Annotated in this window: 11 protein-coding genes and 1 pseudogene; 11 read left to right on the top strand and 1 reads right to left on the bottom strand. The window is 63.7% G+C overall.

Features of this window, described 5'->3' with window-relative positions; translation table 11 throughout:
* Positions 1 to 2 precede the first annotated feature (2 nt).
* From AC1DX0_RS11305 to AC1DX0_RS11290, 4 genes are all read left to right on the top strand, one after another.
* Positions 3 to 1,031, top strand: coding sequence for a thiamine pyrophosphate-dependent dehydrogenase E1 component subunit alpha (locus tag AC1DX0_RS11305; protein WP_477355362.1), 1,029 nt, complete (start codon positions 3 to 5; stop codon positions 1,029 to 1,031).
* A complete protein-coding gene (locus AC1DX0_RS11300) occupies positions 1,031 to 2,029 on the top strand; it encodes an alpha-ketoacid dehydrogenase subunit beta (RefSeq protein WP_477223274.1) in 999 nt (332 codons plus the stop codon). Before AC1DX0_RS11305 ends, AC1DX0_RS11300 begins: the two co-directional genes overlap by 1 nt.
* Before the next feature lie 3 nt (positions 2,030 to 2,032).
* Positions 2,033 to 3,391 (top strand): pyruvate dehydrogenase complex dihydrolipoamide acetyltransferase, encoded by a 1,359-nt coding sequence (locus AC1DX0_RS11295; RefSeq protein WP_477223275.1) that lies wholly within the window; start codon positions 2,033 to 2,035, stop codon positions 3,389 to 3,391.
* Positions 3,392 to 3,506: 115 nt separating this feature from the next.
* The gene (locus AC1DX0_RS11290) at positions 3,507 to 3,875 is read left to right on the top strand and encodes a hypothetical protein (RefSeq protein ID WP_115140670.1); all 369 of its coding nucleotides are present in this window, start codon (positions 3,507 to 3,509) and stop codon (positions 3,873 to 3,875) included.
* A gap of 19 nt (positions 3,876 to 3,894) precedes the next feature.
* Here AC1DX0_RS11290 and AC1DX0_RS11285 read toward each other — a convergent pair whose 3' ends face one another.
* Positions 3,895 to 4,866 (bottom strand): sugar-binding transcriptional regulator, encoded by a 972-nt coding sequence (locus tag AC1DX0_RS11285; RefSeq protein WP_477223276.1) that lies wholly within the window; start codon positions 4,864 to 4,866, stop codon positions 3,895 to 3,897.
* Positions 4,867 to 5,128: 262 nt separating this feature from the next.
* On the opposite strand from AC1DX0_RS11285, the gene AC1DX0_RS11280 reads away from it, so the two are divergent.
* The 7 genes and pseudogenes from AC1DX0_RS11280 to AC1DX0_RS11250 all read left to right on the top strand — a co-directional run.
* Positions 5,129 to 6,115: an ABC transporter substrate-binding protein gene (locus tag AC1DX0_RS11280; RefSeq protein ID WP_477223277.1), complete on the top strand. Its 987-nt coding sequence runs from the start codon at positions 5,129 to 5,131 to the stop codon at positions 6,113 to 6,115.
* A 58-nt stretch (positions 6,116 to 6,173) separates the two neighbouring features.
* Entirely contained in the window at positions 6,174 to 7,877 is a 1,704-nt protein-coding gene (locus AC1DX0_RS11275; RefSeq protein WP_477223278.1) for an ABC transporter permease, read from the top strand.
* Positions 7,865 to 8,944 (top strand): ABC transporter ATP-binding protein, encoded by a 1,080-nt coding sequence (locus tag AC1DX0_RS11270; protein ID WP_477223279.1) that lies wholly within the window; start codon positions 7,865 to 7,867, stop codon positions 8,942 to 8,944. The genes AC1DX0_RS11275 and AC1DX0_RS11270 overlap by 13 nt, the downstream gene beginning before the upstream one ends.
* Complete coding sequence (locus AC1DX0_RS11265) at positions 8,944 to 10,107, top strand: MBL fold metallo-hydrolase (RefSeq protein WP_477223388.1); 1,164 nt, start codon at positions 8,944 to 8,946, stop codon at positions 10,105 to 10,107. The genes AC1DX0_RS11270 and AC1DX0_RS11265 overlap by 1 nt, the downstream gene beginning before the upstream one ends.
* Complete coding sequence (locus AC1DX0_RS11260; protein WP_477223280.1) at positions 10,107 to 10,850, top strand: 5'/3'-nucleotidase SurE; 744 nt, start codon at positions 10,107 to 10,109, stop codon at positions 10,848 to 10,850. The genes AC1DX0_RS11265 and AC1DX0_RS11260 overlap by 1 nt, the downstream gene beginning before the upstream one ends.
* A gap of 105 nt (positions 10,851 to 10,955) precedes the next feature.
* Complete coding sequence (locus AC1DX0_RS11255; RefSeq protein ID WP_477223281.1) at positions 10,956 to 12,146, top strand: DUF930 domain-containing protein; 1,191 nt, start codon at positions 10,956 to 10,958, stop codon at positions 12,144 to 12,146.
* A gap of 184 nt (positions 12,147 to 12,330) precedes the next feature.
* Positions 12,331 to 12,877, top strand: a pseudogene (locus tag AC1DX0_RS11250) (DUF930 domain-containing protein); the annotation flags it as partial.

The raw sequence follows: 12,877 nt of genomic DNA, 5'->3' as shown, positions 1-12,877 counted from the left end.
TCATGGCCGGAGCCAGCAAAGCCGTCGCGGACAGTCGCGCCAACCTGCCTTTCGTCTATCGCCAGTACAGCGCCGAGCAGCTCAAGCAGGTGCTCTACAAGATGTACCTCATCCGCCGCTTCGAGGAAGGCGCCGAGGACAGCTACACGCGCGGCCTGATCCACGGCACCATGCACCTGTCGATCGGTCAGGAAGCCAGCGCCATGGGCATCTGCATGCCGCTTGGCGAGGATGACCAGATCACCTCGACGCATCGCGGCCATGGCCACTGCATCGCCAAGGGTGCCGAGGTCAAGCGCATGTTCGCCGAGTTCTTCGGCAAGACCACTGGCTACTGCAAGGGCCGTGGCGGTTCGATGCACATCGCCGATGTCGCCAAGGGCAATCTCGGCGCCAACGGCATTGTCGGCGGCGGCATTCCGATCGCCRTCGGCGCGGCGCTTTCCTCCAAGATGATGAAGACCGGCAAGGTCGTCGTCTCCTTCTTCGGCGACGGCGCCAACAATGAAGGCGCCTTCCACGAGGCGCTCAACATGGCGGCGGTCTGGAAACTGCCTGTTATTTTCGTCTGTGAGAACAATGGCTACGGCATGTCGACGTCGACGGCCCGCTCGACCGCGGTCAAGAACATCGCCGATCGCGCCGCCGCCTATTCGATGCCTGGCGTCATCGTCAACGGCAACATTTTTTCGGAGGTCGCCGAGGCCTCCTACAGGGCCGTCGAGCGTGCCCGTGCGGGCGAGGGGCCGACGCTGATCGAATCCAAGACCTACCGCCATCGCGGCCATTCCAAGAGCGATCGCAACCGCTATCGCACCAAGGAGGAGATCGAGGACTGGATGTCGAATCGTGACCCGATCACGCTCTTCGAAAACGAGCTGCGGGAATTCGGCTTCATCGACGACAAGGGTATCGAGGCCATTCGCAGCGCCGTGGCGCAGGAGATCGCCGACGGCATCGAGTTCGCCAAGGCGAGCCCGTCACCCGACGTCAGCGAGACCGGGAATTACGTGTATACGGAGCAGGCGTGATGGACGCGATGGTGCGTGAACTGAGCTACGCCCAGGCGATCCAGGAAGCCATGGCAATCGCCATGGACATGGACGAACGCGTCTTCCTGATGGGCGAAGATATCGGCGTCTATGGCGGCGCCTTCCAGGTCACCGGCGATCTGGTCGAGCGCTTTGGCACCGAGCGCGTCATCGATACGCCGATTTCGGAACTGGGCGGCGCGGGCGTCGCGGTGGGTGCGGCGCTCACCGGCATGCGGCCGATCTTCGAGTTCCAGTTTTCCGATTTCGCCACGCTGGCCATGGAGCAGATCGTCAACCAGGCGGCCAAGATGCGCTTCATGCTGGGCGGCGAGGTCTCGGTGCCCGTGGTGATGCGCTTTCCCGCCGGCTCCGGCACGGGTGCGGCGGCGCAGCACAGCCAGAGCCTCGAGGCCTGGCTCGGCCATGTGCCGGGGCTGAAGGTCATCCAGCCGGCGACGCCCTATGATGCCAAGGGCATGCTTTTGGCGGCGGTCGCCGATCCCGATCCGGTGATGATCTTCGAGCACAAGCTGCTCTACAAGATGAAAGGCCCGGTGCCCGAAGGCTATTACACGGTGCCGATCGGCAAGGCCGACATCCGCCGCGAGGGCCGCGACCTCACCATCGTCGCCACCTCGATCATGGTGCACAAAGCGCTCGACGCCGCAGCTGCCCTGGAAGCCGAAGGCATCGACGTCGAGGTCGTCGACCTCAGGACCATCCGGCCGATGGACAAGCAGACGGTCATCGACAGCGTCAAGAAGACGTCGCGGCTGATGTGCGTCTACGAAGCAGTCAAGACGCTGGGCATCGGCGCCGAGGTCAGCGCCATGATCGCCGAGAGCGAGGCGTTCGACTATCTCGACGCGCCGATCGTGCGGCTGGGCGGCGCCGAGACGCCGATCCCCTACAATCCGGAGCTGGAAAAGGCCACGGTGCCGCAGGTTCCAGATATCATCACCGCCGCACGCGACCTCGTGAAAGGGGTTCGCTGAGACATGCCGACCGAAGTTATTCTTCCCAAGGTCGACATGGACATGGCGACCGGACAGATTTCGCGCTGGTTCGCCGAGGAAGGCGCCCGGGTCAAGAAGGGCGACGTGCTGTTCGAGATCGAGACCGACAAGGCGGCGATGGAGATCGATGCGCCGGCCAGCGGTGTGCTGCGCGACGTGACTGGCAAGGAAGGCGTTGATATTCCGGTCGGCGCGCCCGTGGCGTGGATCTATGCCGATGGCGAGGCCTATGGAGACAAGGCGCCAATCTCCCCATCCGTGGGGGAGATGTCGGCGAAGCCGATAGAGGGGGGCGCTACCCCGCCAACGTCGCATTCTGTCACGCCACCCTCTGCCGTGCCGGGCATCTCCCCCACAGGGGGGGAGATCGGCCAATCGCCGTCGGGCGCACGTGCGACACCGCTTGCCCGACGTTTGGCTCGCGAAGCGGGTCTTGCCCTCGCCAGCATCGCAGGCACCGGCCCGCGCGGCCGCGTGATCAAGGCGGATGTCGAGGCGGCGATCGCCAGCGGCGCAAAGGCTGCACCCGAAGCCAAGGCCGCGCCTGCCGCTGCTCCTGCAACGCCGGCCGCCGCCCCGGCAGCGAAGGCGATGTCGGACGATCAGGTACTGAAGCTGTTCGAGCAAGGCTCCTACGAGTTGGTCCCGCACGACAATATGCGCAAGACCATTGCGCGGCGCCTGGTCGAGGCCAAGACCACCATTCCGCATTTCTACCTGACGCTCGACTGCGAACTCGACGCGCTGCTGGCCTTGCGCACGCAGATCAATGCGGCAGCTCCCGTCAAGAAGACCGATAAGGGCGAGGCGCCCGCCTACAAGCTGTCGGTCAACGACATGGTGATCAAGGCTATGGCAATGGCCTTGAAGGCGGTGCCGGATGCCAATGCCTCGTGGACCGAGACCGCCATGGTCAAGCACAAGCATGCCGATGTCGGCGTTGCCGTGTCGATCCCCGGCGGCTTGATCACGCCAATCATTCGGCATGCGGATGAAAAGACGCTGTCCACCATCTCCAACGAGATGAAGGATTTGGCGAGCCGCGCCCGCAGCCGCAAGCTGAAGCCGGAGGAATATCAGGGCGGCACCACGGCGGTGTCCAACCTCGGCATGTTCGGCATCAAGGACTTTGCCGCGGTCATCAATCCGCCGCATGCGACGATCCTGGCGGTCGGTGCCGGTGAAGAGCGGGCGGTGGTCAAGAATGGCGAGATCAAGATCGCGACCGTGATGTCGGTGACGCTGTCGACCGATCACCGCGCCGTCGACGGAGCACTCGGTGCCGAGCTGCTGGTCGCCTTCAAGCGGCTGATCGAGAACCCGATGGGCATGCTGGTGTAGCTTCTTGTTGTGAGCTGGCGCCAATGATGCGCCGGCTTACGAGGGAAATGACTTGTCAGGTGCCGACCCTTGACCCATCTTCCCTAGTGGATTGCGACCAAGGGAGGCCCAAAAAATGCCCGCATTCGATCCGTCTGACGTCAAAACCCTGTTCGGCAAGGTCATGGGCGCGTCGCCGTCTGACATCAAGCTGGTGGCGCAGCGCCTCCACGACCACGCCTTCGAGCCGCGCATGTCGGCGGAAGAGACCAGGCAGCTCGTCGTCAGCCTCGGCTATGACAGCCTCGATGCGTTCTGTGCCGATATCGGCCTGCCCGCTCATATTGCCGAGCGCTGGAGCCGTTTCGGCGTTTCCGGCGAAATGAAGCAGGTGTTCACCTTGCTGGCGGCGCAGCGCAGGCGGGTGGCCGAAGCCATCGCCGAATTCGAATCCATGACCCATGTCGGCGTCGAGGACTTTTTGCGCGAGCGCGGCTTGATTTAGCGCCAACCGGCGCATTGTATCAGCCAGCCTTGGCCAGCAGTGCCGCTGCCGTGTCGCTGTCGGTGATCAGCACATTGGTGCTGACGGCCTTCAGCGCGGCCAGGATGGCCGCCACCTTGCGTTTTCCGCCCGCGGCCAGCACGACATTCGGCACCTGGCCCACCACATCGAGATCGATGGCCATGACACGGCCGTTGACCTCGTGGTCGACCAGCCTGCCGGCGGCATCGACGAAGTAACACAGCATGTTGGCGACCGCGCCTTTCGCCTTCAGCGGTGCGATCAGCGATGACGGCACAATGCCGTGGCGGAAGATGGTGGCGTCCGGCGACATGTCGCCGACGGTGAGCAGCGCGATGTCGGCCGCCGCCGCCCGCCGGCGCACGTCCTGCAAGGTCGGCTGTGCCCACAAGAGATCGCGAAGCGAGGGGTCGTCGACCATCACCGGCGCGGTGATCTGGTAGCTGTCGACCTCGAAGACATCGGCAACCTTGGCGGCGACGATCGACGGGTTGATCCATTGCGAATGCGGCAGGCTGCCGACGAGCGCCACCACGCAGGCGCGCTTCAGCTGCCGGCGGGCGAGGAAACCCAGGCTGGCATGCAGCGTCGCGCCGCCGCCAATCGCCAGCGTCATGCCGTCCTGCATCTGCTCGCCAAGATAGGCCGCGACGGCATGGCCGATCGCCTTTTCCAGATACTCATGCGCCGAAGGCGTCGGGATGACGACCGCGGCGTTGAGACCCCAGCGCTTTTCCAGTTCGCGTTCGAGCGCCACCTGTTCGGCGGTCGGCGCGTTGATCATGGTGACGACGATGCCTTCGGCGGTGCAGGCAGCCAGCGTGCGCATGACCTTCACCCGGGAGACATCGAGTTTGTCGGCGATCTGTTCCTGCGTGAAGCCTTCGACATAGTAGAGCCAGGCCGTCTTGACGTTGAGATCGGACGAGACCATCGGCAGGCGGGCCGGCGTGGGTTTTTCCGTGGGCATCGGTCTTCGTCCTCATGAACCATGGCCTGGCCACGTTGCCCTCATCGGAGAAACGTTGGCCGGATGTCAACCGGATGCCGGTTTCCGCTATGCCGATTGTTGCATAGTCGTGTTCATTTGTAATTGACAATGTACATATGAACATATTTTGTCGGTTTCACGCGCTGTGTCATCCACCAGTCATATGCGCCGTGCAGGGAGGAAGAGACGGGGAGCCGGCCAGGGGTCGGACCGTTCATGCACAGACAAGACAGGAGGTCTCATGAAGACGCACTTCATCAAGCTGCTGGCCAGCCAGTTGGCACTCGCGGCAACTTTGTTTGCCGGCGTGGCAAATGCCGAAACACTGACGCTCTACACATCGCAGCCGGAAGCCGATGCGGCCAAGACCGTGGATGCCTTCAAGAAGGCGCAGCCCGGCATCGACGTGACCATCTATCGTTCCGGAACCAGCGATATCCTCACCAAGATGGCGGCCGAGTTCGCTGCCGGCAGCCCGCAGCCCGACGTGCTGCTGATCGCCGATGCGGTCTCGATGGAGCTGTTGAAGAAGGATGACCGGCTGATGCCTTATGCCGAGGCCAAGCTCGACGGCATCGAGGCCGATGCCTATGACGCCGACAAGACCTATTTCGGCAGTAAGCTGATCACCACCGGCATCGTCTACAACACCGCAGCCGCGCAAAAGCCGGAACATTGGGCCGATCTCGCCAAGCCCGCCTATGCCGATGGCCTGGTTATGCCGAGCCCGCTCTATTCGGGTGCCGCCGCCTATCTGCTTTCGGGCTTCGCCGGCGATGCCAATTATGGCTGGGATTTCTTCCAGAAGCTGAAGACCAACAACACCGTCAGCGTGCGCGGCAATGGCGCGGTGCTGAAGTCGGTGGCATCGGGCGAGAAGCCCTATGGCATCCTCGTCGACTTCATGGCGATGAACGCCAAGAAGAAGGGTTCGCCGGTCGAGTTCGTGTTTCCAAGCGAGGGCGTGCCGGCGGTGACCGAACCGGTCGCCATCATGAAGACGGCTAGGAATGTCGACGGCGCCAAGAAGTTTGTCGACTTCATTCTATCGGATGAAGGGCAGAAGCTGGCGCTGTCCATGGGTTACCTGCCGGCGCGCGCCTCGGTCGGCCGCCCCGACTGGCTGCCGGAAGGCGTCAAGGTCAAGGTAATGCCGTTTGACACCAAGGCGATCGTCGCCAAGACCGACGCCGACAAGGCGAAGTTCTCGGAACTCTTCGGCGGCTGAGCCGAGACTCACGCGGGATGCCGTTTCGGCGGCATCCCGGATCTCAGGAAACGTAACCATGTCGACACGCATCGGGGAAAGCCGGGGCCAGGAAATGGTCCTGACGGCGGCGGTGGCCGTCGTCATCGTGCTGCTTTCGCTGCTGCCCATGCTGCGGCTCATCAAGGAGATCGTGGCACCCGGCGGCACCTTGTCGACCGTGGCCATCGCGGCCGGACTGAGAAGCCCGGCGACCTGGGTCGCGACTTGGCATACGCTGGTTGTCGGCATTGGCGGCACCTTGCTTGCGGTGCTGTCGGGAACGCTGGTGGCGGTGCTCGTCTCGCTGACCGACATACGCGGCCGCAGTGCCCTGGTGCTGTGCTACGTCATGCCGCTGATGATCGCGCCGCAGGTGACAGCCTTGGCCTGGCTGCAACTGTTCGGCCCGGCAAGCCCATTCCTCAAACTGTTCGGCGCGGCACCACCGCTCGGCACCAAGAACCCGCTCTATTCGACTTCGGGCATCATCCTGCTGCTCGGCGTGCAGTATGGCCCGCTGGTCTTCCTGCTGGTTCGGGCCGGCCTGCGCAAGCTGCCGCGCGAGCTGGTCGAGGCCGCGCGCGCCGGTGGCGCCGGCTGGTTCACCGTGCTGGTCACCATTGTCTTGCCGCTGATGACGCCGTCGATCATGGCCGCCGCGGCACTCGCTTTCGTGTCCTGCGTCGGTAATTTCGGCATCCCGGCCTTCCTTGGCATTCCCGCCAACTATCTGGTGCTACCGACGCTCATCTATCAGAAGCTGGCGGGCGGCGGGCCGGCCGTGCTCGGCGAAACCGCGTTCCTGTCGGTGCTGATCGGCGTCATCGCCATGGCCGGCATCCTCGCCCAGGAGCTCATGAGCCGTCGACGCGACTATCGCATCAGTTCCACCTCACTGCCGGCCGAGCCCTACGAGCTTGGCCGCTGGCGACCGGTCGTCCAGGCCGGCATGTGGCTGCTGATCGTGGCGGTGTTGTTCCTGCCGCTGTTCGGGCTGGTGCTGACATCGCTGGTGCCGGGCTACGGCATCGCACTCAACGCCAAAACGGCGACGCTCGACAATTACCGCTTCGTGCTGTTCGAGCATGACGCAGCCAGCCGAGCCTTCTTCAACAGTTTCTGGCTGTCGATCGCGGCAGCCTTCTTCGCGGTCGTCGTCGCCGTGCCGGTAGGCTATCTCATCGCCTGGGGCAAGCAGCGCTGGGTGCGGCTGCTCAATTTCGCGGTCGAACTGCCTTATGCCTTGCCCGGTGTGGTGCTGGCGATCGCCTCTCTGCTGCTCTTCCTGCGGCCGATCCCGCTGACCGGCATTCAGCTCTACAACACGGTCTGGATCATCCTCTACGCCTATCTCGCGCGCTTCCTGGTGCTGGCGCTGCGGCCGACCATCAGTGGCTATCACCAGATCGACCGGGCGCTGGAGGAGGCGGCACAAGTGGCGGGCGCCGGCCTGTTCACCCGCATGCGCACCATCATCTTTCCGCTGGTCGCACCGGCGGCGATTGCCGGCGGCCTTTTGATTTTCATGACGGCGCTCAGCGAACTCACCGTCTCGGCGTTGCTGTGGTCCTCGGGTTCCGAGACGATCGGTGTGGTGATGTTTTCCTTCGAACAGGGCGGCGATTCCAACTATGCGGCGGCGATGTCGGTCATCACGGTCGCGGTCACCTTCGTGCTGATGCTGGTGACCAATCTGCTCGCCCCCTACCTTCCTAGCGGAGTGCTGCCATGGCGCGATTGAGCCTGGACCATGTGACCAAGAGCTTCGCTGATTTTGATGCGGTCAAGGATGTCTCGATCGACGTCGCGGACGGCGAGTTCCTTGCTGTGCTTGGGCCTTCCGGCTGCGGCAAGACGACGTTGCTGCGCCTCGTTGCCGGCTTCGAGAAAGTGACCTCGGGCGAGATCCGCATCGGCAGCGATGTCGTGTCGAACAGCGGCGGCAGCGTCGCGCCGGAAAAGCGGCGCGTCGGCATAGTCTTCCAGAACTACGCGCTGTGGCCGCACATGACGGTTGCGGAAAACATCGGCTATTCGCTGAAGGTGGCAAAGCTGGACAAGGCCGTCGCGCGCCAGAAGGTGGAAGACGCGCTGGCTTTGGTCAATCTGCAGGGACTGGGCGAACGCCGGCCCGCCAATCTCTCCGGCGGCCAGCGCCAACGCGTGGCCCTGGCGCGCTGCCTGGTGGCGGCACCGTCGCTGGTGCTGTTCGACGAGCCGCTCGCCAATCTTGATGTGCACCTGAGAGCCTCGATGGAAGACGAGTTCGCCGCCTTCCACAAGCGCACGGGCACGACCATCGTCTATATCACCCATGATCAGGCCGAGGCGATGGCGCTGGCCGACCGTATCGCAGTGATGGATCACGGGCGCCTGGCGCAGCTCGCGACGCCACGCGAGCTCTATCATAAACCGGCAAACGAAATGGTCGCCTCCTTCATCTCGCAAGGCATTTTGCTGCCGGCCGATGTCTTGACGAGAGACGAAGGTGGCCATTGCAAGGTCCGGGTTCTCGGAACCGAACTGGTGGTCCGCTGCCGGCCCGGCGAATGGCCGCGTGCTGGTGCGAAGATCTGCTGCCGGTCGGCGGATCTCGACGTATCACCGGATGGTCCGGGCTTCGATGGTCTCGTCAAGCGGGTGATCTACCAGGGGGGTGCCGCGCGCATCGAATTCACGCCTGCCGCTGGTCCCGATCTCACCTTGCACTTCGAACAGCCCGATCCGGTGGTGCTGGAGAGCGGTGCCCAGGCACGCCTGCGGATAAAATCCGGCTGGCTGATCCCGGCTGCGGGGACAGCATCGTGATGATGCTGGACCTGCTTGGCGGCTTCGGGGAAAAGGGCCGCACCAGCCTCGCCGTCAGCAGTGGTGGCGATCGCATCCTGCTTGATGTCGGGATCAAGGTCGGCGCTTCCGGGGCGGAATATTATCCGGCACTCGACGGGTCGGTCGACGACATCGATGCCCTGTTTGTCTCGCACGCCCATGAGGATCATGTCGGCGCGCTGAGTTGGCTGTTGTCGCTCGGCTATGCCGGCCCGATCTTCATGACAGCCGAGACGCGCGACGAGGCGCCGGCCACGCTTGCCGCCTATGCCGAGCCGGACGATTTCAGGCGCTTTCCGCTGCCGGATGATCGTATCGAAATCTTCGAACCCGGCGACACGCTGAAGACCGGCAATCTCACGGTCAGGACCGGTCGGTCGGGGCATGTCGTGGGCGGCGTCTGGTTCGCTGTCGATGACGGAAAAAGCCGCATGGTCTATTCCGCCGATGTGGTGCCGGATAGCCATGTGTTCGTCATGGACACGATCCCGCACTGCGATCTTCTGGTCTTCGACGCCTCCTACGGCGCCGACCCCGTGCCGGGAGCGGCACGAGCGCGGGAAATTTCTGAATGGGTGGCGCGGCATCCGCAGGGATGTCTGCTGCCGACGCCGCTGTCGGGCCGGTCGCTGGAATTGATCGCGGCCTTGCCGGGGCCGTTTGCCATCCATGCCGGCATGCGTGCGTCGCTGGAAGCGCAGATCGGCGCCACGGCGGCCTTGTTGCCTGATATTTCCGAGCTTCTGCGTGCCCGTTTGGCAAGTGCTGCCGACTGGACCGATGCCGATCCCTTGCCGCCGCTGCCGTTGTTGGCCGATGATGGCATGGGCGAGGCCGGCCCATCGTCGCGGCTGTTGCCTCGTGCCGACGACGCGGGTTTTCCTGTGCTGCTTACGGGGCATCTGCCGGCGGGTTCTCCGGGCGATCTCTTGCACAGAGCCGGCCGGGCGGACTGGGTGCGGATGCCCACCCATCCGACGCTGTCGGGCAATGTCGATATCTGGGAGAAGGCAGGACGGCCTGATGCGCTCGGCCATTCCTGCGCACCCGATTCTCTTGAAGACCTCAAAAGTCACATCCCCTCACTGCGCACGCAATGCCGCACCGGCCAGCGCATCGCGGTGCCGCAAGGAAGCAAATGATGAGAATTCTGATCTGCAACGATGACGGCATCGAAGCACCGGGGCTTGCCCGTCTTGTCAACGCGGTCACCGGGCTGAGCGACGATGTCTGGGTGGTCGCGCCCGATGGCAAGCGCACCGCCGCCGGCTCGTCGCTGACGATCGCGAGGCCGTTGACGATGCGGCGCGTCAAGCCGAACTGGTATTCCTGCTCGGGCACACCGGCCGATTGCGTGGTGAGTGCGATGGCGTGGCTGTTTGCCGATGCGAAGAAACCGGATCTGGTGCTGTCGGGCGTCAATGACGGCCGCAATGTCGCCGAGGACCTTGCCTATTCCGGCACGCTCGGCATTGCCCGGGAGGCAACCTTCTGGGGCGTGCCGGCGATCGGCTTTTCGCGGGTGAAAAATCCCGATTTCACCGATGGCGACGACCAATGGCTCGGCGCGCTGATCGCCTCACTATGGCAGTCGCACACCGACTGGGCGACAGAGGGACATTGGCTCAGCGCCAACCTGCCGACCGCGCTGCCGGCCGAAATCCGGCAGCCGCGCATCGGCCGCGACAAGATCGGCCGCACGGCCGAAATCGTGGAAAGCGATGGCGATCGCACGGTCATCACCGTACCGCGCGGGCGGGCTCACGCGAGTGAGCCGGGCGACGAAAACGAAGCAATCGATGCCGGCTTCGTCAGCATCAACCGGCTGAACTGGTTTGGCGAAACGCGGCTCAACGAACGGTTTCTGGGTGAGATTCTGGGTTGATCTTCTGCGTGTGACCATCCGGATCACTAAGCTGTCAGCGGCCAAATTGCGCCAATCCTGTCCTTATGCTTGAAGCCGCCGCTATTTCATTCCACATCGACTGGGATGAAGGACGAAGCACGAGAACGGCGTCGGAATCTGTTGTGGGGCATCCCCGCATCGCTGATTCTGCATGCGCTTGTAGTCGCAGCATTCGTGATCTACGGCCTGCCGCGGCCTCCCCAACAGTTGCAGGAGGAGCAACCGGTCAATGTCTCGATCGTGCCGCCGCCCGATCAGCCAAAGCCGAAACCTGTTCCTCCGCCGCCCAAAGCCGAAAAGCCGCCCGAACCAAAACCTGAAAAGCCGCCCGAGCAGAAAGTGGAAAAGCCGCCGCCTCCGGAGCCGCCGAAGCCGCAGAACCTCCCGGTTCTGAAGCGCGTCTTTCAGTATGGCCAGAAGGATACCGGGCCGGAGAAATCACTCGACGGAAGCAGCGCTAAACCCGACACGCCGTCGCCGGCCAAGGATGAGGCGGCGAAGCCACCTGTCGCACCGACACCCACGCCGACCCAGCCCGCCCCGGCTGCACCGCCACAGCAGAAGGCGGAGCCCAGCAAGCCTGACGAGAAGCCGGCCACCGCCACGCCGGACGAAAGACCCGCGCAAAGCGAGGAAAAGCCGGCGACCGAGGACGCCGACAAGCAGCAGCCGGACAAACAGGAGGCGGCGCCGCAAACCGACGAGAAGCAAGCGGTCGCAGCGCCAAAGCCGTTGGCGGCCGAGACCGGTGGCAAGCCGGTGCCTCCAGCCTCAACAGGAAAGGCAAAGCCCAAACCTGCCAAGACAATGACGTTCAAACCCGCAAGAGCCTTCAAAGCGCCGATCGGGAATGCTGGAAGGTCAAATTCCAGCAACGACGATGTTGCGGGTTCGCCGATCTATTCCGGCCTTCCCGGCGTCAGAAAGCTTTACTCGCAGGGGGCAACCGGCAATGCGTTCGCCACAAGCTCCATGGAGAATGTGCCGCGCGGTCAGCGCGTGGCCACCCTTTGCGGCAATGTTCTGAGCCAGGAACTGCAAGGTGCCGACTACTCGGTCAAATGGGTGCCGACCATTACGCTGGACAAAGGCAATGTTCTCAATCCTCCGAAAGCCGCCTTCAGCACCAGAAGCGCCTGGTATAATCTGGACTTCCGGTGCGAAGTCGACGCCGATGCGACGAGGGTCCTGTCTTTCAACTTCCGCGTCGGCGCCTTGATTCCGCCCGGCGAATGGGCCAGTCGCGGATTCACCCCCAAGTACCCGCTGAATTAGGCCGGCACGCTGGATTGGCGCCCATCCTGGCGGCGGCGAACTGGCTGATCCCAAGTCTTGACGGATCGGATCGTGGGCAGCCGCTCGTTGAGCCGTCCCAGCGCCTTGGTCGGGCTGCCCTGCGTGTGGTGATCCAAATCGACAAGCTGTCAGCGGCTAGATTGCGCTAATCCAATGCCTATGCTTGAAGCCGCCGCTATTTCATTCCACATCGGTCTGGATGAATGATGAGGCACGAGAACGGCGTCGGAATCTGTTGTGGGGCATCCCCGCATCGCTGATCCTGCACGTGCTTATCGCGGCGATCCTGATATACGGCCTGCCAATTCCTCCCCAAACACCGCCGGAGGAGCAGCTGGTCAATGTCGCGCTTGTGCCTCCGCCCGATCAGCCGAAACCGAAACCTGCTCCCGTGCCGCCTCCTAAGCCACCGGAGCCGAAGGTTGAAAAACCACCCGAGCAGAAGGTTGAAAAGCCGCCTCCGCCGGAAAAGCAGGCACAGAAGCCCCCGCCAGTCGAGGGCCTGAAGCCTGTCTTTCAGTTCGGCGACAAGGATACCGGCCCGAGGAAATTCCTGGATGGGGCCAGCGCTCAGGACGGTTCGCCCGCGCCGGCCACGGATGACGCTTCGAAGCCGCCGGTCGAGCCGAAGCCCGCAGAGGATGAATCCGCGGCGTCGGCGGAAGCGCACGACGCCGACGAGCAAACAGCCCCTGCGCCCACGTCACCGG

The sequence above is a fragment of the Mesorhizobium sp. P3_A9 genome, from assembly GCF_056402975.1.
This window is presented reverse-complemented; position numbering and strand designations above follow the sequence as displayed.